Origin of the sequence: Actinomycetospora sp. NBRC 106378, assembly GCF_030269685.1 — a bacterium.
Classification (GTDB): domain Bacteria; phylum Actinomycetota; class Actinomycetes; order Mycobacteriales; family Pseudonocardiaceae; genus Actinomycetospora.
Window position 1 is genome coordinate 108,734 of record NZ_BSTT01000001.1, and the last position, 19,643, is coordinate 128,376.

At 74.4% G+C, this 19,643-nt stretch carries 18 protein-coding genes; 6 read left to right on the top strand and 12 right to left on the bottom strand.

The annotated features are described in order from the left end of the window. Positions 1 to 206: 206 nt before the first annotated feature. Both QSK00_RS00560 and QSK00_RS00565 read left to right on the top strand, forming a co-directional pair. Positions 207 to 755 (top strand): bifunctional nuclease family protein, encoded by a 549-nt coding sequence (locus tag QSK00_RS00560; protein ID WP_285586391.1) that lies wholly within the window; start codon positions 207 to 209, stop codon positions 753 to 755. 349 nt (positions 756 to 1,104) lie between these two features. After that, positions 1,105 to 2,589 (top strand): glutamate-cysteine ligase family protein, encoded by a 1,485-nt coding sequence (locus tag QSK00_RS00565; protein ID WP_285586394.1) that lies wholly within the window; start codon positions 1,105 to 1,107, stop codon positions 2,587 to 2,589. Positions 2,590 to 2,596: 7 nt separating this feature from the next. On the opposite strand, the gene QSK00_RS00570 is transcribed toward QSK00_RS00565, so the two are convergent. The 3 genes from QSK00_RS00570 to QSK00_RS00580 form a co-directional block, all read right to left on the bottom strand. Continuing rightward, a complete protein-coding gene (locus QSK00_RS00570) occupies positions 2,597 to 3,847 on the bottom strand; it encodes an MFS transporter (RefSeq protein WP_285586396.1) in 1,251 nt (416 codons plus the stop codon). A 47-nt stretch (positions 3,848 to 3,894) separates the two neighbouring features. Next, entirely contained in the window at positions 3,895 to 4,110 is a 216-nt protein-coding gene (locus QSK00_RS00575; protein WP_018334176.1) for a dodecin, read from the bottom strand. Positions 4,111 to 4,213: 103 nt separating this feature from the next. Beyond that, positions 4,214 to 4,816, bottom strand: a complete 603-nt coding sequence (locus QSK00_RS00580; RefSeq protein WP_285586399.1) for a TetR/AcrR family transcriptional regulator — start codon at positions 4,814 to 4,816, stop codon at positions 4,214 to 4,216. Positions 4,817 to 4,860: 44 nt separating this feature from the next. Between QSK00_RS00580 and QSK00_RS00585 the strand changes: the two genes are divergently transcribed. Next, on the top strand, positions 4,861 to 6,288 hold the full coding sequence (locus QSK00_RS00585) for a molybdopterin-dependent oxidoreductase (protein WP_285586403.1): 1,428 nt from the start codon (positions 4,861 to 4,863) through the stop codon (positions 6,286 to 6,288). Further along, complete coding sequence (locus QSK00_RS00590) at positions 6,285 to 6,773, top strand: hypothetical protein (protein WP_285586406.1); 489 nt, start codon at positions 6,285 to 6,287, stop codon at positions 6,771 to 6,773. The genes QSK00_RS00585 and QSK00_RS00590 overlap by 4 nt, the downstream gene beginning before the upstream one ends. Positions 6,774 to 6,801: 28 nt before the next feature. Here the strand turns inward: QSK00_RS00590 and sfnG are convergent, their stop codons facing one another. Next, positions 6,802 to 7,923, bottom strand: a complete 1,122-nt coding sequence (sfnG, locus tag QSK00_RS00595) for a dimethylsulfone monooxygenase SfnG (RefSeq protein WP_285586407.1) — start codon at positions 7,921 to 7,923, stop codon at positions 6,802 to 6,804. Positions 7,924 to 8,129: 206 nt separating this feature from the next. Beyond that, on the bottom strand, positions 8,130 to 9,554 hold the full coding sequence (locus QSK00_RS00600) for an NCS2 family permease (protein ID WP_285587895.1): 1,425 nt from the start codon (positions 9,552 to 9,554) through the stop codon (positions 8,130 to 8,132). A 57-nt stretch (positions 9,555 to 9,611) separates the two neighbouring features. Here QSK00_RS00600 and QSK00_RS00605 point away from each other — a divergent pair, with 57 nt between their 5' ends. Continuing rightward, positions 9,612 to 9,854 carry a DUF2530 domain-containing protein gene (locus tag QSK00_RS00605; protein ID WP_285586410.1) on the top strand — a complete coding sequence of 81 codons (243 nt, stop codon included), beginning with the start codon at positions 9,612 to 9,614 and terminating at the stop codon, positions 9,852 to 9,854. A 36-nt stretch (positions 9,855 to 9,890) separates the two neighbouring features. Here QSK00_RS00605 and QSK00_RS00610 read toward each other — a convergent pair whose 3' ends face one another. From QSK00_RS00610 to QSK00_RS00640, 7 genes are all read right to left on the bottom strand, one after another. Then, a complete protein-coding gene (locus QSK00_RS00610; protein WP_285586413.1) occupies positions 9,891 to 11,174 on the bottom strand; it encodes a DUF1501 domain-containing protein in 1,284 nt (427 codons plus the stop codon). After that, positions 11,171 to 12,496 (bottom strand): DUF1800 domain-containing protein, encoded by a 1,326-nt coding sequence (locus QSK00_RS00615; RefSeq protein WP_285586414.1) that lies wholly within the window; start codon positions 12,494 to 12,496, stop codon positions 11,171 to 11,173. The genes QSK00_RS00610 and QSK00_RS00615 overlap by 4 nt, the downstream gene beginning before the upstream one ends. 65 nt (positions 12,497 to 12,561) lie before the next feature. After that, positions 12,562 to 13,014, bottom strand: coding sequence for a hypothetical protein (locus QSK00_RS00620; protein ID WP_285586415.1), 453 nt, complete (start codon positions 13,012 to 13,014; stop codon positions 12,562 to 12,564). A gap of 115 nt (positions 13,015 to 13,129) precedes the next feature. Next, complete coding sequence (locus tag QSK00_RS00625; protein ID WP_285586417.1) at positions 13,130 to 14,362, bottom strand: HAMP domain-containing sensor histidine kinase; 1,233 nt, start codon at positions 14,360 to 14,362, stop codon at positions 13,130 to 13,132. Positions 14,363 to 14,400: 38 nt separating this feature from the next. Next, positions 14,401 to 15,087, bottom strand: coding sequence for a response regulator transcription factor (locus QSK00_RS00630; RefSeq protein ID WP_285586418.1), 687 nt, complete (start codon positions 15,085 to 15,087; stop codon positions 14,401 to 14,403). A gap of 40 nt (positions 15,088 to 15,127) precedes the next feature. Next, positions 15,128 to 18,019, bottom strand: coding sequence for a sacsin N-terminal ATP-binding-like domain-containing protein (locus QSK00_RS00635; protein ID WP_285586419.1), 2,892 nt, complete (start codon positions 18,017 to 18,019; stop codon positions 15,128 to 15,130). Between the two features lie 13 nt (positions 18,020 to 18,032). Continuing rightward, positions 18,033 to 18,806, bottom strand: coding sequence for a DUF3027 domain-containing protein (locus QSK00_RS00640; protein WP_285586421.1), 774 nt, complete (start codon positions 18,804 to 18,806; stop codon positions 18,033 to 18,035). A 54-nt stretch (positions 18,807 to 18,860) separates the two neighbouring features. Here QSK00_RS00640 and QSK00_RS00645 point away from each other — a divergent pair, with 54 nt between their 5' ends. Continuing rightward, entirely contained in the window at positions 18,861 to 19,631 is a 771-nt protein-coding gene (locus QSK00_RS00645) for a glutaminyl-peptide cyclotransferase (RefSeq protein WP_285586424.1), read from the top strand. Positions 19,632 to 19,643 lie beyond the last annotated feature (12 nt).

A 19,643-nucleotide genomic window follows, 5' to 3' on the forward strand; every position in this document is an offset into this window, starting at 1 on the left:
ACCGCATCGTTCCAGACGTGATCTCCACGGCCCGGGACCGCCGGGTGTGCCGGTCGGGGGCACGGGGCATGCCGGAGGACGGGCGGGCGCGCGGCGCTCGGCCCTGACGGCACGGTCCGCGACTGACAGGATGGGGTCGGCCGGGGAGACGCAGCGGGGCTCGACCGAGGACCGCCGAGCGTCCCCCGGATACGGGAGGCGACAACGTGAGCGAGATGCGGGTGGTCGGCGTCCTGGCCGTCGACGACGCGGCACAGCAGACGGCGTCGGACGCCAACCGGCATCCGGTGGTGCTCCTGCAGGAGACGACGGGCAAGCGCTGCCTGCAGATCTGGATCGGGCTGGCGGAGGCCGAGGCGATCGCCCTGGAGCAGCAGGGACGGCTGCCGGAGCGGCCGTTGACGCACGTGCTCATCGCCGACGTGGTCTCGGCCCTCGGCCGCACCCTGGAGCGGATCGAGATCACCGAGGTGCGCGGCGGGACCTTCTACGCCGACCTGGTCTTCGACCGCGGGCTACGGGTCTCGGCCCGGCCCAGCGACTCGATCGCCATCGCCCTGCACGTCGACGTGCCGATCCACGCCACGGAGGCGGTGCTGGTCGAGGCCGGCGTGCTCGTCGACGACGACGAGTCCGAGACGGCCTCCGGCGAGGAGGGCGAGAGCTCCTCCGGCGTGCCCGACGAGGAGGAGGTCGACCGGTTCCGGGCCTTCCTCGACAACATCTCCCCGGAGGACTTCGGGCGCGGTTCCTGACGGTTCCCGCGTCGGATTCCCCCGCTCGTCCGACCTACGCTGCGGCCACCGCATCTGCACGTGCGCCGAGCGGCCGGCACCGCTCGGACGCCTCCGCTGAACGGACGCTATGACGAGGCGAACGGTGCGCGCCCCTGGTGTGTGACACACGGCTGTGTCACCGTGATCGGGGTCGTCGGGGGAGCACCGCCCGACCTCCGCCGGAATCCACGGGCGGGGGTGGGGCCGAGAGAGGGAGCCGGGCACTGATGGGGCCGACCGCCGTACCGACCGTCCCGGCGCTCCTGGCTGACCTCCTCGGCAGCCCACCGCGACGCCGTCCGTCGACGGGAGGCGGGACCCGTCTCTGATGGGTCGGGTCGTCTCACGCACCGCCCTGTCCGATCGCGACGAGTACCGCAGCAAGGTCCACCGCTGCCTCGACGCCCTGCGCCGGATGGTGGCCGAGAGCCGCTTCGCGGCCGACGAGCTCCGCACCGGGGTCGAGCTCGAGCTCGCCCTGGTCGACGAGGACATGCGGCCGGCGATGCTCAACCACGCGGTGCTCGACCGGTCGGCCTCCGACCTGCTCACCACCGAGCTGGGCCGCTGGAACCTCGAGATCAACCTGCCGCCGCGCACCCTGCCGGGCCGGTCGGCCTGTGACCTCGAGGACGACATGGCCGCGTCGATCGGCTGTGCCCGGAGCTCCGCGGCCGTCGTCGGGGCCACCCCGGTGACGATCGGCATCCTCCCGACGCTGCGTCCCGAGCACCTCGACTCCGACCAGCTCACCGACGACCCGCGCTACGACCTGCTCAACCGCCAGATGGTCGGCGCCCGCGGCGAGCCGTTCCACCTCGACATCTCCGCACCCGGCACCGCCGACCCGGAGCACCTCGTCCTCGACGTCGACTCGATCGCCCCCGAGGCGGCGTGCACCTCGCTGCAGCTGCACCTCCAGCTCACCCCGGAGACCTTCCCCGCGCACTGGAACGCCGCGCAGGCGATCGCCGGGGTGCAGGTGGCGCTGGCCGCGAACTCGCCGTTCCTGCTCGGGCACCGGCTGTGGGCCGAGACCCGGGTCCCGCTGTTCGAGCAGTCGGTGGACGTCCGCCCCGTCGAGCTGCGCAACCAGGGCGTCCGACCGCGGGTGTGGTTCGGGGACCGCTGGGCGTCCTCGGTGACCGACCTGTTCGAGGAGAACGTCCGCTACTTCCCGGCGCTGCTGCCCCTGGTCGACGACGAGGACCCCCTCGCGGTCCTCGACGACGGACACGCCCCGCAACTGCACGAGCTGCGGCTGCACTCCGGCACGGTGTGGCGCTGGAACCGCCCGGTCTACGACGTCGCCGACGGCGTCGCGCACCTGCGTCTGGAGAACCGGGTGCTGCCGGCGGGGCCGACCGCGATCGACGCCGTCGCGAACGCCCTGTTCTTCTACGGCCTCGTCCGCGCGCTCGTCGCGAGCGAGCACCCGCCGTGGACGGCCATGAGCTTCACCGCGGCCCACGAGAACTTCGTGGCCGGCGCCCAGTACGGCCTCGACGCCGAGCTGCACTGGCCGGGCCGGGGCAAGGTGGCGGTCGACCGGCTGGTCCTCGACACGCTGCTGCCGCTCGCCCGCTCCGGGCTGGCCGCCTGGGACGTCGATCACGCCGTCGCCGAGCGCTACCTGGCGGTCATCGAGGCCCGCTGCCGGACGGGCTGTACCGGGGCGTCCTGGCAGACCTCGATGGTCACCGCCCTGGAGAAGGACGGCTGTACCCGGCCGACCGCGATGGAGCGGATGCTCGAGCGCTACGTGGTGAACATGGCCGAGAACATCCCGGTGCACGCCTGGCCGGTGGCCTGAGCGGCCCTCAGCCGACGGGAGCGGTGACCGGGGTCGCCCGGCGGGCCTGGAGGGCCACCACGCCCGCGGCGACGACGACGGTGGCCATCGTGAGGACACCGCCGACCACGAGCGGGGCGCGTCCGCCCCACGCGTCGGCCATCCAGCCCAGGACGGGCCCGCCGAGCGGGGTGCCGCCGAGCAGGACCAGGACGTAGAGGCCCATCACCCGGCCGCGCATCGACTCCGAGACGCCGAGCTGCACCGCCGCGTTGGCGGCCGTCGTGAAGATCAGCTGGGCGAGGCCGGTCGGGACCAGCAGCAGGGCCGTGAGCAGGTAGGTGGGCATGACGCCGGTGAACAGCTCGGCGACGCCGAAGAACAGGCCCGCGAGCAGCACGGTGCGGATCCGCGGGCGCCCGACCCGCCGGGCGGCGACGAAGGTGCCCAGCAGGCAGCCGACGGCGAGCGCGGAGGTGAGCAGGCCGTAGGACTCGGCGCCGCGGTCGAACACGAGTCGCGCGGTGATCGCGAGTGTCATGAAGAAGTTGATGCCGAACGTGGACACGAAGAAGACCACGGTCAGCAGCAGGATCAGGTCGGGTCGGCGACGGACCTCCCGCAGCCCGTCGCGGATCGCACCCCGGGCCCGGGCGGCACGCTCGTAGGCGAACATCTCCGTGGTCCGCATCAGGGCGAGCCCGGTGAGCACCGCGGCGAACGTCGCGAAGTTGACCAGGAACACCCAGCCGGTCCCGACCGCGGCGATCATCAGGCCCGCGATCGCGGGGCCGACGATGCGGGCGGTGTTGAAGGTCATCGAGTTCAGCGCCACCGCGTTCTGCAGCGAGCCGGGCCCGACCATCTCGCCCGCGAAGGACTGGCGGACCGGGGCGTCGAGCGCGGAGAAGCACCCGTTGAGGAAGCACAACAGGTAGACGATGCCGAGCGTCGCGGTGCCGGTGACGTCGAGGAGGCCGAGGACCAGGGCACACACGCCCATGCCGACCTGCAGGCCCATGAGGACGCGGCGCTTGTCGTACCGGTCGGCGATCGCGCCGCCGGCCAGGGAGAGCAGCAGCGTCGGGCCGAACTGCAGGGCCGCGGCCACGCCGAGGGCGACCGGGCTGCCGCCGGAGAGGTTGAGGACCAACCAGTCCTGCGCGACCCGCTGCATCCAGGTCCCGACGAGCGAGACCACCTGGCCGGAGGCGAAGAGCCGGTAGTTGCGGATACGCAGCGACGCGAACATGGTCCCCGCCGCCGTCTCCGCCGTCACGACTCTTGAGCCTACCTAACGAGTTCGCCCCCGGCCGGTGAGCCGGACTACTTGGTGTCCTCCAGCGCGAACCCGACCTTGATCGTCACCTGGAAGTGCGCGACGTCGCCGTCCTGCACGTGCCCGCGGATCTCGCTGACCTCGAACCAGCCGATCTCGCGCAGCGTCTGCGACGCCCGCTTGATCGCACCCTTGATCGCGTCGTCGACGCTGACCTCGGAGGTGCCGACGATCTCGGTCTTGGAGTAGATGTTGTCCGCCACGGGGCTCCTTCGTCTTCGCAGTGGTCCTCCGGGCGCGGAGGGGTCCGCGCCCGCCTGGTGAACCCGTACCCGTTCTCACCCGGACACCCACGTGCGCGGCGACTCAGGCGCGCACCCGCACGTGGTCGACCGCCGCGGCGAGCGCCAGTTCCAGGACGTGGAGGTCCCGGTGGAGACGAGCCAGCATGAGGCCGCCCTGCAACGCGGCGAGCACCCCGACGGCCAGCGCGTCCGCGTCCCGGGTCGGGTCCACCCGTCCGGCGCGCTGCCCGCGCGCGAGCAGGGCCGCGAGCCGGTCCTGCCACGCGGTGAAGGCGGCGGCCTGCCGGGCGTGCCAGCGTTCGTCGGTCTCGACCTGACTCGAGAACACCCCCAGCGGACAGGGGAACGGTCCCCCGCCGTCACGGTGGAGCTCCCACAGCGCGGAGGCCCAGGCCTGCAGGTCCTCCCCGGCCAGCGCCGGCTGGGCCTCGAGGACCCGCTCGAGCTGACGGTCGATCACCGCGAGCACGAGGTCGGACTTGTCGGTGAAGTAGTGGTAGAGCTGCGACTTGCCCGTCCCGCTCGCGGCGAGCACGTCCGCGATCCCCGTCGCGGCGATCCCGCGGGCGTACATCAGCTCGGCGGCGGCGTCGACGATGGCATCGCGGGTACGTCGACCCCGGGCGGTCAGCGGCCGCTCCGGCACGCTCTCGACGACGTCCACGTGCCGAGTGTACCGATCGGTTCAATTCTGGGTAGGGTGCGCTCATGACGACGGAGGACGCCACCGAGCAGGGCGTCGCGGAGGACCCCACGCCGGGCCGGCCGGGTGGGGTCCGCACCGCGGTGGAGCCGGAGTACGGCTTCCCCGCGCCGCTGTTCCGGGTGGCCGCGCGCATCCCGGTGCCCCCGCCGTTCCACCCCCGCACCTGGCGCAGCCCGCTGCGCGGCACGTGGCTGACGTCGGTGTTCGGCGCGGTGCTGCTCGTGGGCCTGCCGATCGTGATCCTCACGGGGCTGATGTCCTACATCGCCTACGGCCCGCAGTTCGGGCAGGCGATCCCCGGGGACGTCGGCGGCCTGCACCTGCCGTTCTTCGACTGGCCCACGGACCCGTCGTGGTTCTACCGGCTGACCCAGGGCCTGCACGTGGTCGGCGGCATGGTCCTCACCCCGATCGTGCTGGCCAAGCTCTGGTCGGTGGTGCCGAAGCTGTTCGCCTGGCCGCCGGTGACGAGCGTCGCGCAGCTGCTCGAGCGCATCTCGCTGCTCGCCCTGGTCGGCGGCATCCTGTTCGAGTTCGTCACCGGCCTGATGAACTCCCAGTACGACTACTCGTGGGGTTTCGGCTTCTACACCGCCCACTACTACGGGGCCTGGGTCTTCATCGCGGGCTTCGTCTCCCACGTGGTCATCAAGCTCCCGACGATGGTCCGGGCGCTGCGGTCGGGCCCGCACGGGACCGGCGCCTTCGCCCGCTGGCTGCACGACTCGCCGGCGGAGACCGAGCCCGAGCCCATGGACTCCCACGGGCTCGCGGCGCTGGACCCGAACCGGCCGACCCTCTCCCGCCGCGGCCTGCTCGGGCTGGTCGGCGGCGGCAGCCTGCTCGTCGGGGTGTTCTCGATCGGGCAGACGTGGGACGCGGCCCGACCGCTCGCCCTGCTCTCCCCGCGCGGCCAGTCCTACGGCGACGGGCCCAACGACTTCCAGATCAACCGGACGCTCGCGGGCTCCGGGATCAACCCCGTGGCGCTCGGGGACGGTTGGCGGCTCCGCCTCACGGGCGGGTCGGGCGAGGTGTCGCTGTCCCGCGCCGACCTGGCCGCGATGCCGCAGCACACGGCGGTGCTGCCGATCGCGTGCGTGGAGGGCTGGTCGACCACGCGCACGTGGTCCGGGGTGCGGCTGCGCGACCTCGCCGCCCTCGCGGGCGTGCCGGCCCCGGACAACGCCTTCGTGGCGTCCGTCGAGACCGCCGGCGCCTTCGCCCGGGCGACGCTGCAGTCGAACCAGGTGCTCGACGAGGACTCGCTGCTGGCCCTGCGGGTCGGGGACGACGACGGCGGGCCGATGGCGGACCTCTCACCCGACCACGGCTACCCGGCGCGGGTGATCGTCCCGGCGCTGCCGGGTGTGCACAACACCAAGTGGGTCGCGTCCATCGACTTCCGTCGTCGCGGGGGTGCCGCGTGAGCCTCTGGCGGCGCCTGTACGGCGCGGATCCCCTGCACCTGCTCGCCGTGCTCGGCTGCCTCGCGCTGTCGGGCTACGTGGTGTCGCTGCTGTGGGAGGACCCCAGCTGGGTGGCGCTGCTGATCTGGTTCGTCGGCGCCGTGATCGGGCACGACCTCGTGCTCTACCCGCTCTACGCGCTGGCCGACCAACCGGTGGTGCTCGCGCGGTGGGCCCGGCGCCGGTACGGCCGGGAGCGCCCGGTGCTGGTGCCCGCGATCAACCACGTGCGCGCGCCGGTCCTCGGATCGGCCGTGCTCGGCCTGATCTACCTGCCGACGATCACCCGGCACGGCGAGGACGCGTTCCGGTTCACCGCCGGGCTGGGGATGGAGGGCATCTTCCAGCACTGGCTGCTGATCACCGCCGCGCTCTTCCTCGGCAGCGCGGTGGTCTACGCGGCGCGGTGCGGCTTCGCCGCACGTAAGCAGAAAAGGTCGGTATGACGACCTTTTCTGCTCACCTGCGAAGCACCTAGGCCTGAGCGGCGAGCGGGCGCTCGGCCAGCTCGGCCTCCTTCTCGCGGATGATCGGCAGGACCTTCTGGCCGAACTGCTCGATCTCCTCCTTGACGTGGAGGAAGCAGAGCAGGTTCAGGTCGACGCCGAGCTTCTTGTACTCGATGACCCGGTCGGCGACCTGCTCCGGCGTCCCGATGAGCTGCGACTTGAAGCCGTCGTTGTACTGGACGAGGTCCTCGAAGGACGAGTCCGCCCACATGCCCTGGCCGTCGGACGCCGACTTCCCGGCCTGCTGCACGGCGTCGCGGAAGCCCTCGACCTGCTCGACGTTGGCCTTCGCGATGATCTCGCGCAGGGTGTCCCGGGCCTCCTTCTCGGTGTCCCGGACGATCATGAACCCGTTGAGACCGAACTTGACGGTGCGGTCGTGGGCGGCCGCCTCGGCGTTGATCACGTCGAGCTGGGCGGTGACGCCGTCGAAGTCCTTGCCGTTGGAGAAGTACCAGTCGGACACCCGACCGGCCATCTTCTGGGCGGCCGTGGAGTTCCCGCCCTGGAAGATCTCGGGGTGCGGGCGCTCGGGGGTGTTGAGCGGCTTCGGCTTCAGCGAGTAGTCGTGGAAGCGGTAGAAGTCGCCGCGGAACTCGAAGTTGTCCTGCTCCCAGATGCCCTTGAGGCAGCTGATGAACTCCTCGGTGCGCCGGTAGCGCTCGTCGTGCTCGAGCCACGGCTCGCCGAAGGCGGTGAACTCGCCCTTGAACCAGCCGGAGACGACGTTGGTGGCGAAGCGGCCGTTCGTCAGGTGGTCGGCGGTGGCGCCGAAGTTGGCGAACACGCCGGGGTGCCACATGCCGGGGTGCACCGCGGCCATGACCTTGAGCCGCTCGGTGGCCATCATGATCGCCAGCGACAGCGAGGTGGACTCGTGCTGGTACTCGGCGGAGTAGCTCGCCATGTACCGGACCTGGGAGAGCGCGTACTCGAAGCCGTTGTTCTCGGCGGCGATCGCGGTCTCGCGGTTGTAGTCCCAGTTCCAGTCGGTGCGCTGCTCGATGGTGCTGGTGACCAGGCCCCCGGAGACGTTGGGGACCCAGTAGGCGAACTTCAGGGGTGTCGTGGGCGTGCCGACGGACACGGGTGTCCTCCTCGAGGCGTACGGGGATGCCCGGGACAGCGGGCGAGGGAAGGGCGCGGACCGGATCAGGCGCGACACGCCTGGGTCGCACGGAGGCCGAAGTCGACGTGGCGACGCCGCGTCAGTGGCACTCCCGCGTTACCCATCGGACACAACGGTTCCGGCCGGTCGTCCCGCTGTCAACCGTTGACCGACCGGCTCACACCTCAGCTGCCGAGCGCCGCCCGGATCGGCCCGACCGCGAAGTACGCGACGAAGGCGACGGCCACGACCCACATCAGCGGGTGCAGGGTGCGCGCCCGGCCGGTGGACGCGTGGAGCACCACCCAGCTGATGAAGCCGACGCCGATGCCGTTCGCGATGGAGTAGGTGAACGGCATGACGACGATCGTCAGGAAGACCGGGAGCGCGACCCGGAACTCGCCCCACTCGATGTCGCGGACCCCGCCCATCATCAGCGCGCCCACGACGACGAGGGCCGGCGCGGCCGCCTCGACCGGCACCACCTCGTAGAGCGGGGTGAAGAACATGGCGGCGAGGAAGAGCAGGCCGGTCACCACGTTGGCCAGGCCGGTCCGGGCGCCGCTGGCGATGCCGGAGGCCGACTCGACGAAGACGGTGTTCGAGCTCGACGACGCCGCGCCGCCGGCCACGGCGCCGGCGCCCTCGACGACCAGGGCGCGCCCGATGTTCGGCAGCTGCCCCTTCTCGTCGAGCAGGTCGGCCTGGCGCCCGAGACCGGTCATCGTGCCCATCGCGTCGAAGAAGTTGGCGAGCACCAGCGTGAACACGAGCAGGGTGACCGCGAGGATCGGGAGACGGGTGAACGCGCCGAGGGAGACGTCGCCGACGAGCGAGAGGTCCGGCAGGCCCACCACCGAGGACGGCAGGCCCGGGTAGCCGAGGTTCCAGCCCTTCGGGTTCGTGCCGTTCGAGGGGCCCACGTGGACGATCGCCTCGACGACGATCGCGAGCACCGTCGTCGCGACGACCCCGATGAGGATCCCGGCCTTCGTCCCCCGGGCGACCAGGACCGCCGTCAGGAGCAGCCCGACGCAGAACACGGCGGTCGGCCAGCTCGCGATGGAGCCCTCGATCCCGAGCCCGACCGGGACGGTGGTGTTGGCGGCGTCGGGGACGCGGCGCACGAAGCCGGCGTCGACCAGGCCGATGAGCGCGATGAACGCCCCGATGCCGGCCGCGATCGCGATCTTGAGGGCGTCCGGGATCGCCGCGAACACTGCCGTCCGGAAGCCGGTGAGCCCGAGGATCACGATGATGACGCCCTCGATGACGACGAGGCCCATCGCCTCGGGCCACGTCATCTGCGGGGCGATCGTCACCGCGACCAGCGTGTTGATGCCGAGCCCCGTGGCGAGCGCGAACGGGAAGTTCGCGACGAGGCCGAAGAGGATCGTCATGACACCCGCGACGAGGGCGGTGACCGCCGCGACCTGCGGCACCGACAGGGTCGCGCCCAGCACGTCGCGCTTCGCGCTGGGCGCCGACGGGTCGAGACTCCCGAGGATCAGGGGGTTGAGGACCACGATGTAGGCCATCGTCACGAAGGTGACGAGACCCCCTCGGACCTCCGCCCCGACGGACGATCGCCGTTCACGCAAATGGAACATCCGCTCCAGCACGGGCGGCACCCTAGCGTCGAAGCCCGTCGGCCGTAGGGTGCGTGTGTGGCCGAACCAGACTGGCAGCCGCCGCCACTCCCCCGACGTCTCACCGACCCGGTCCGGCCGGTGCTCGTGGGCGTCGCCGTCTGGGTGGTCGTGCTGATCGTGCTGGCCCTGGCCGGTGGCCCCGGGCCCTGGCTCTGGGCCGCCGTCGTCGGGATCGGGCTCGGCGGGATCGGGCTCGGCGTGTTGACCCTGCAGCGGCGCGCGAACGCCCGGGGGTCGAAGGGTGCGCAGAAGCTGTAGCTCGTCCGCCCGGGAGCACCACCGTCACGAGCCGGGTCAGGTGTTCGCCAGGACCCCCGGCAGCGGCGTCCGGCCCGGGCCCAGCACACGGCCCGGGTCCTCCCCCAGCACACCCCCGAGCACCGTCGCGTAGACGTCACGGAAGTCGGTCGAGGCCCGCAGGTCCCCGGCGTCGAGGTCGGTCAGGCTCGGCTGCTCGCCGTACAGGCCCCCGACGACGGGCGCACCGAGCAGGAACACCGGGTTCGCGGTGCCGTGGTCGGTGCCCTGGCTGGCGTTCGCGAGCACGCGGCGCCCGAACTCCGAGTAGACCATCGTCACGACCTGCCGCCCCACGTCGGTGGTGCCGAGCCGTGCCACGAACGGCGTGAGCGCCGCGTCGAGCTCGGCGAGCAGTCGCTGCTGGGTGCCGCGCTCGTCGGCGTGGGTGTCGAAACCGCCCAGGGACACCGAGTACACCCGGGTGGGCACCCGCGCCTCGACCAGCGCGGCCACCGTCGCGAGCTGGTCGGCGAGCTGCGAGTGCTTCCCACCTCCCGCCGGGTTGCCCGCGGCGGCCCCGGCGTCGTTCCCGGACGCCCCGGCGCTGCGCGACCGGGAGGCCGCCAGCGTCGGGCCGAGCACCTGCTCGACCTGCGCGAGGTCCCGGCCCGACCGGGCCACCCGGGCGCGCAGGACGTCGTCGCCCGGGTCCACGCCGGCGAGGGCCCGGAAGGCCACCCCCGTCGGCCCGGTCGGCAGCGACAGCCCGGCCGCGGGCAACGTCGAGGCCGCGGTCGACGCGCCGGTGAGCAGCGGTGGCAGCACGGAGTCCATCGAGACCGCCCGGAGCGGATCCTCGCCGGTGCCGTCGAGCCAGCGACCCAGCCATCCCGCCCCGGTCGGCGACCCGGGCGACGCGGTCTGCCAGATGGCCATGGAGCGGAAGTGGCTGTGGTCGGGCTCGGGGTAGCCGACGCCGCGCACGATCGCGACGTGCCCGTCGTCGAACAGGCCCTTCGTCCCGGCCAGACCCGGGTTCAGCCCGAGTCCCTGCCCGACGTCGAGGACCTCGGACGGCTGGTAGGCGAGCTCGTGGCGGTCGGCCTGGTAGGTGTCGTCCGACGCCGGCACGACGGTGTTGAGCCCGTCGTTGCCGCCGTAGAGGGTGACGACGACCAGGACCCCCTGCCCGGGCTGCAGCGGGGTGTGGGTCGCGCCGTCGAGCAGCGCCGACCAGGGCACCTGCGTCGCGCCGGCGGTGAGGCCCACCGCGGCGGCCGCGACCCCGGACCACGTCAGGAAGCGACGTCGCGTGACGTCGGGGAGACGGTTGCTCATGCGCTGATCACGTACTCCGGGGTGAGGGCGGCGACGGCGAGGACGGTCCGTGGGTCGCCGCCCGCGACGTCGCGCAGGGCGTCGGTGCTGCGCGGACCGAAGGCGTCGACGCCGAGGGTCTGGCGGGCCCAGTCGAGCTGGGCGTTCGCGCCGGTGGGACCGGGCGGGACCGTGGCGCGGGCGACGACCGCCTGGGCGAGCGCCATGCGGTCGAGCTGCGCGGACGGCGTGAGCCAGGCCGTGCCGGCCGGCCAGCCGCCCACGCTGGGCGGCCGGAACGGGACCTGACCGAGCGCCTCGAGGTGCTGGTGCACGGGATCGCCCTGCCCACGGCGACGGCCGCGGGGCGGCGTGGTCACCGCGCTCGGCTGCGCCCCGACCGCGCGCATGAGCCCGACCGCCCACTCGACGGGCTGCTTGACCAGCGTGGTCCCGGCGTCGTGGAAGGGCGCCGACGTGGCGATCGCCCGCAGCAGCGCGCGCAGGTCACGGCCCGGCCCGTACGCATCCGTCAACGTGCCCAGTACCTGGGGCGGGGGCGGGGTCGTCGAGACCAGGCGCGACCACATCCGTCCCGCGACGAAGGCGGCCGATTCGGGCCGGGCGACGACGAGGTCCACGAACGACGGTGCGTCGAACGCGGCGGTCCGGCCGAGGATGGTCTTCGGCCCCGTGTCCTGACGGCGCGGGACGAGCCGGGCGGTGCCGGCGTCGGTGTCCACGGTCCAGCCGGTCAGGGCGCGGGCCGCTTCGCGGACGTCGGGCTCGGTGTAGTGGCCGACCCCGAGCGCGAAGAGCTCCATGAACTCGCGCGCCAGGTTCTCGTTCGGGGCCCCGACCCGGTTGGTGCGCCCGTCGAGCCAGACCAGCATGGCGGGGTCGACCACCATCGCCTGCGCGAGCGTCCGGAAGTCGCCGGTGCCCAGGCGCCGCAGGGTCTCGTTCTGGGTGAGCAGGAACGCGGGCTGGTTCACCTTCTGGGCGCTCGTGGCGAAGTGGCCGTGCCAGAACCAGGTGAGCCGCTCGGGCAGCGGCGACGTGGTGGCCCACATGCGGTCGAGCCACCAGCGGGTCAGCGCGTCCTGCCCCTGGCCGCGCTGCTGCTGCGCCGCGGCGCGCTCCGGGGAGCCCGGCGTGCCGCGGTCCGTGATCGGGGCGAGGGTCGGAGCCGGCGGCCCGGGGTCGACCGGGGCGGCCAGCAGACGGTCGAGCGTGGCGGCGAACCCCTGCCCGACGGCGGCGGCGAGCTCGCCCGGGCGGGGACCGAGACCCAGGCGGTCCAGGAGCCGGCGCGTGGCGACGGCATCGGCGAGGACGGTCACGGCGGCAACCCTTCCCCCGGCGGGGCCGGCGCCCCCAGGAACGGGGACGCCGGCTCAGCCGGTCTTCAGGAACCGGGGGTGGGAGCGGGCGCCGGCGTCGCGGCCGGGGCGGGCCCGCGGTCCCGCACGCGGAGGACCTGGAGCCCGGTGGGCTCCTTCGCGGCCGCGACGAACACCCGGTCACCGGTCTGCACCTGCGCCGGGGTGGCCGCCTGCTTGTCCCGGCGCACCTTCGCCGTCGGTGCCACCGTGTACGTCGCCGTGAAGCCGTCCTTGCTGCGCACGGTGATCGACGTCCCGTTCGTCGCGGTCACCGTGCCCCGCTGGTAGTCGATCGTGCGGTGCGCCTTCCCGCGGCCGGTGAACTCCCCGTGCTCGCCCGGATGCTTCCCGTGGTGGCCTGCGGCCGCGACGGCGGCCGGAGTCTCGCTGGGGCTCGCGAGGGCCACCCCGGCGCCGACGCCGCCCAGGGCGAGGGCGGTCACGCCGATGACGACGGGCCTGGTCAGACGGTGCATGGGAACCTCCGGGTCCTCGGTGCCCGGCGGTGTGCCGGACACCGACGACGGTCGGCCGACCGGCTGAGCGACGGCTGAGAAGCCCGGGACCCGGCCGGGCGGCTTCAGGAGACGCTCAGGGCAGCGTGAGCACGAACAGCGCCCCGCGCCCGCCGTCCCCGGGTGCCGCGCACACGAGGTCCCCGCCGTGGGCCCGCGCCGCCTCCCGGGCGATCGCGAGGCCCAGGCCCGCGCCACCGCTCGCCCCGCCGCGGGCCTCGTCGAGGCGCACCATCCGCGCGAACACCCGCTCGCGGTCCCCCTCCGGCACCCCCGGGCCCTCGTCGCGCACTTCCACCCGGCCCGGCCGGGCCGTCACGGACACCTGCCCGCCGCCGTGCCGCCGGGCGTTCACCAGCAGGTTCGACACGGCCTGGCCGATCAGCTCGACGTCGATCTCCGCCGGCAGCGGACCGGCGGCGTCCAGCACCACGGGATCGTCGGGGTGGCGGACCGTGTCCCGGTCGATCTCGGCCCGCACGAGGTCGACCAGGTCGACCTCCTCGCGCTCCGGGACGAGTCCGGCGTCGTAGCGGGCGAGGGTGAGCAGGTCGTCGACGATCCGGCCGGCCCGTCGGGCGTCGCGCACGAGCAGCGTCGCGAGGCGTTCGCGGGCCTCGGGCGCGAGCCCGGGGGCCGTGCCCGCCTCGGCGGTCGCGGCGATCCCGGCGAGGGGGGTCCGGAGCTCGTGGGCGGCGTCGGCGACGAAGCGGCGCGTGCTCGCCTCGGACGCCCGGGCCTGCGCCTCGGCCCCCTCGAGCGCGTCGAGCATCTCGTCGAACGCCGCGGCCGCCCGGCCCAGCTCGGTGTCCCGCCGCTCCGGGGCGAGCCGCCGACCCCGACGACCGCCCGCGATGGAGCGGGCCAGCGACGTCATGGCGTCGAGCGGGGCGAGCGCGAGCCGCGTCGTCACCAGCAGTGCCCCGGCGGCCACGACGATGGCGATCCCCCCGACGAGCAGCAGGATCCGCCGCAGCCGGCTCTCGGCCGCGCCCTCGAGCGCGGGCTCCGCGACGAGCGTGACGGTGTCGCCGTCGGTGAGGCGGCGGGTCACGGTGCGACGGCCGTCCCCCGCGGCGGGACGCCCCGCCAGGAGCGTGCCGCCGGCGTCCCGGACGACCACCGCGACGCCGCCGCCCGCCTCCGACCGACGCACGATCTGATCCGGCGACAGTCCCTGGTCGGCGAGCTGCTGGGCCTGCAGGGCGCGGCCGTTCAGCGTCGTCTGCGCCTCGGACCGGGACTGCGCCGCGAACACCACGTCGGAGACCACCGCGACCACCACGACGACGACGGCCACCACCGCCACCGAGGTGACCGTGACCCGACGCCGCAGCGAGCCGGGTCTCATCCCGCCCCCGCGTCGGGCGCCCCGTCGTCGCGCACCACGTAGCCCTGCCCGCGCACGGTGTGGATCAGGCGCGGCTCCCCCAGCTTGCGCCGCAGGGCGCTGACGTGGACCTCGACGACGTTCAGGTCGTACTCCTCCCACCCCCACACCGCGGCGAGCAGTTGGGACTTCGAGCGCACGCGTCCGCGGTGGGCGACCAGGTCGTGCAGCAGACGCAGCTCGGTCGCGGTGACCGGCACCGGGACGCCGGCCCGCGTGACGAGCCCCGCGTCGGGATCGACCACGAGGTCGGCGACCGTCAACGCGTCGCCCACGCCGCCGCTGCGCCGCAGCAACGCCTCCACCCGCGCGATCAGCTCGGCGAGGGCGAACGGCTTCACGAGATAGTCGTCGGCGCCCGCCCGCAGTCCCCGGACCCGCTCGGCGACCCCGCTGCGGGCGGTCAGCAGGATCACCGCCGCGCTCGTCGCCCGGACCGCCGGCAGCAGGGCGTAGCCGTCACGGCCGGGCAGCATGACGTCGAGGACCACGACGTCGGGGACGAACGCCCCGAGGTCGGCCTCCAGACGGCCCCCGTCCGCGCGGGCGAGGACGTCGTGACCGACCCCGGTCAACGCGGCCGTCACCGACTCCAGGATGGGCTCGGAGTCCTCGACCACGAGGACACGGGCAGGACGCTCCACGTCCCGAGTCTGCCGCGAGGAGCTGTGGGCGCGCTGTGGATCACGCGAGCAGCGCCCGCACCGGGTCGTCGGTGTGCACCGCCCCGTCGGCCACCCACACCCCGGGGAAGATCTCCCGGGTGTCGCCGCCGACGGTCACGGCCACCCGGAGCCGCTCGTGGACCACGACCTCGCCGTCCGGCAGCGCGCGGCCGGCGGCGGCCGCCCAGACCACGGCGGCCGGGAGCGCGACCCACGCCGTGGCGGCCCCCGGCGACCGGACCTCGCCGTGCACCACGTCGGAGGCGAGCGGAAGGTCGAGCAGCTCGGCGAGCGCAGCCGCGACCCGGGCCGCGACCGGCACCACGCAGCTCGGCTCGAGGGCGGGCAGCAGCCACGGCCGGTCGAGGACGACCGGGGTCGGGTCACGGTCGGGGTCCGCCGTGACGACCCCGCCGCCGGCGGTGCGCACCCGCTCCGGCGGATCGACGTCGGCCACGTCGACGGACCGGGCGTCGACCGCCTCCCCGAGCGCGGTGTGCGCCGCGAGCGCCGCACCCACGGGCACCGCACGCGCCGGGTCGGCGAGGCGGGCGAGCAGGTCGTCGGCCTCCGCCGCGTCCGCGACCCGCAGGTCGGTCCGGACCCCGATCGCCGTCAGGAACCCGGCGTCGAGATCGACCGGCGCCGGGTCGTAGAGAGCCGCCAGGCCGCCCCCGACGGCCGGTCCCGGCAGCCGCCACGCCCGCGGCCGGCGCCCCGCGAGCCGGCCGTGCCGGGCGAGCCACCAGGCCGTGTAGGGCACCGGTTCGCCCGGCAGACGCACCAGCGCGGCCCGCACCTCGCGGTCGGCCGCCAGCAGCGGCCACGCGGCGGACCAGTCGGCGACGAGGTCGAGGTCGCGCACCGCGACGAGGGTGCTCGGGAGGGTGGACCGGTCACCGTCGTCGGTGTCGTGCGTGTCGTCCCTGCCGTTCCTGTCGTGGCGGGGCTCGGGGTCGACCTCCTCGGCCCACCACGTCTCCTCGTCGTCGAGGTCGTGGTCGGGACCCGCCGGGGCGTCGTCGCGGAGCACCCCGAACCCGTCGAGCACGCCGGCGGCCAGCAGCGCGTCCCGTCGGTGCTCGGCGAGCGCGCGGTCCGCCAGGACCCCCACCGGCGAGTCGTCCCCCAGCACCGACCGCAGCGCACCGTCGGGCAACACGAGCTCGTCGGCGCGCCGGTACCCGCCGTCGCGCTCGGGCAGGGCGAGTGCGCCGAGGCCGACCACCCCGGGCGTCAGGACCGCGAGGACGAGCCGCGCGAGCGGCTCGACGTCGAGCCCGGCCTCGGCGTCGTCCACGGAGCGCTCGACCGCGTCACGGACCTCGGGCTCGTCGAGCAGCGCCGGCCCGTCGGCGGGGCGGGCACCGAGCGCCTCGAGCAGCGGGTGGACCGCGTCGGGGTGGACGAGCCGCAGGTCCAGGCCGTCCAGCTCCAGGTCCGCGACGTCCTTCCCCGGCAGCAGGGTCCCCCGCGGGCCGAGCACCAGCCGTCCGTCCACGAGCGGGACCGGCAGGGCGGCGAGCTCGCCCCGGTCGAGACCCTCGAGCCCGGCGAGGGCGTCGTCGAGCGTCCGCCACCACGACGGCGGGCGGCGCAGCCCGGCCAGGCGGTCGACGAGCGCGGCCGGGTCGAGGCGGGTCACGCCGAGGTCGCCGAGCGCGGGCGTCCACGGCTGCGGGGTCAGGCCGTCGAGGACGTCGGCCACGGCGGCGACGAGCGCGGGGGCCGGGTCGGCGAGGGCGAGGGCCCGGGCCGGGACGACGTCGGGTCCGGCCGCGCCGGGCAGCCACGCCGCGTGCCGCAGCGCCGCGAGGACGCCCTCGCGCAGGACGGCGTCCACCTCGGAGCCGGGCAGTCCGGGCGCGGGGACGAGGGCGGCGCGGTCGTCGGGCGCGAGGCGGCGGACGAGGTCGGGGTAGCGCGTGGCGGCGGCCCGCAGCACGTGGTCGGTGACCCGGCCCCGGCGCACGCGGCGGCGGTCGGCGTCGAGCGGGACGGTGACGACGAGGCGGGCGGGCAGCGTCGTCGTCTCCGCGGTGGCCGTCGGCGCGTGCAGGGTGTCGGGCCGGGTGTCGGGGGCGGCCGTGGGGTGGGCCCACAGCCCCTCCCAGGCGGTGCGACCGCGGTCCTCGACGGCGAGGGCATCCCCGGTCACGTCCGCCGGCAGGTCGCCGTCGATCGGCAGCGTGGTCCACGTCGTGTCGCCGATCCGCAGCCGACCGTCGCCCGCGTCGACCCGCTCGACCGTCTCGCCGGCCACCTCCACCGCGGCGAGCCAGGGCAGCGCGAGCAGCAGGTCCGGGGCCTCGTCGCGCGCCTGGCGCAGGACGTCGACGGCGGGATCGCGCAACGGGAGGCGCACCTCGGTGGTGAACGCCGGGTCGAGGTCCTCCTCGACGGGCCACGGCAGGCGCAGGACCGGGACGCCGTCCGGCCCACGCCGGCGGGCCTCCGCGGCGAGCGCGCCACCCGCCGTCGTGACCTCGGCGAGGGTGCGGACGCGGTCGAAGGCGACACCGCCGCCGTGGCCGACCACGCGCGGCGCGTCGGTCAGGTCGAGGACGGCGCTGAACCCGACCCCGAACCGCCCGACCGTGCCACCGGACCGCTTGGCCGACGCGCGCAGCGAGGCCAGGGCCGCGACCCCCTCGGCGTCGAGCGGGGCGCCGGTGTTCGCGACGCGCAGCTCGTCGTCGTGCCGCGTGACCCGCAACCGCGCGGGCCTGCCGGCCGCCCGGCCCGCGTCGGCCGCGTTCTGGGCGAGCTCGGTGAACCACCGGCCGCGGTAGCCGCCGCGGACGAGGTCCTCCTCGGCATTGGCGTCCTCACGGAACCGCGCGGGCGAGGCGGTCCAGGCGTCGAGGACCGTGCGCCGCAGTGTCTCCGTGCCGAACGGGTCCCCCGACACCGTCTCCCCGACGTCAGTCGGTCGCGGGCACGGGGTCCATCTCGACCCCGTCGTCGTAGACCAGCTCGGCGACCATCACGACCGAGCCGGTGTCGACCTGCATCTCGGAGTGCCCACCGCAGCCGTACTCGGCGTGCACCACGTGCCCGTCGGCCGGGACGTTGCCGTTGCCGCAGACTCCGAACGCGCCGCGCAGCGACCCGCCGAGCGTGAGGTAGAAGCCGCAGGTCCCGCAGTGCGCGGAGGCGGCGCGCGCCATCTCCGCGGTCGGGCCGAAGTCGCCGCCGGTCCAGCGCTCGGCCGCGTCGAACCGGCCCTCCGGGCTCATCACCCGGGGGCGCCCGAAGCCGAGCTCGTCGGCGACCGCGCGGATCTCGTCGGCACCGGGCTCGTCGTCGTCCAGCGCCGCGTGGGCCGGGACGAGGCGCTCGTCGTCCTCGTCGACCGGGAGCAGGTCGCCGGGCGCGAGGTCCTCGGCGCGCACGCGCTCGTTCCACGGCACCCACTCCGGGGCCGTGACGGCGCCCGTGCCGGGCAGGAGGGCGACCTCGCCCAGGGTCGCCTCGTCGACGCCCATCACGGTGACCGCCCACGTCCAGCCCCGGTATCCGGGCTTGGCGGCGGCGAAGTAGTGGGTGGCGGCGGTGTCGTCCTCACGGACGACCTCGAGGTGGTCGCCGACCTCTCCTGCCTCGCCGTCGGCCGCGTCGACGGCTGCGGCGCGCGCGAGGTCGACGGCGTCGGCGAGCACGGCAGTCGGCACGGAGCTGTCTACGAGGTCCTGCACCCGTCCGATTGTGCCTGACTCCACCGGAGCACCGGGCGTGGGAGTCTCCGTGGCGTGCGGTGGCTCCTCGCGCTGGTCCTCGTCCCGGTCGTCTCGCTCGTCGCGGCCGGCTGCTCCTCGACCCCGGCTCCCGCCGACCCGTCCGTCACCCGCATGACGGTGCAGGTGCTCGGGACGATGCCGCACGACCCGGCGGCCTTCACCCAGGGCTTCGAGATCGCCGGGAACAGCCTGTGGGAGGGGACCGGGCTCGAGGGGCGGTCGCAGCTCCGCGAGACCGACCCGACGACGGGAGCGGTTCGGCGCGCCGTCGACCTCCCGGCCGACCAGTTCGGCGAGGGCATCACCGTCACCCCCACCGCGATCTGGCAGCTCACCTGGAAGGACGGCGTGGTCTACCGGCGCGACCCGGCCACGCTCGCCGTCACCGCGACGTTCCCCCTCGACCGGGAGGGCTGGGGCATCTGCCACACGGCGACCGACCTGGTCACCTCGGACGGCTCGTCGACCCTCGTCTTCCGCGATCCGGTCACGTTCGCCCCGCGGCGCACCGTCGACACCGGCGTGTCGCAGCTGAACGAGCTGGAGTGCGTCGGCGACACGGTCTGGGCGAACGTGTGGCAGACCGACGAGATCGTCGGGGTCGACCCGTCGTCGGGACGGGTGACTGCGGTCGTCGACGCCGCCGCGCTGCGGCCGGCGCAGACGCGGAGTGACCCCGACGCCGTGCTCAACGGCATCGCGGCGATCCCCGGCACGAACCAGTTCCTGCTCACCGGCAAGCGCTGGCCGGTGACCTACCGGGTGGCGCTGCGCGCCTCGTGAGCACTATTCCGT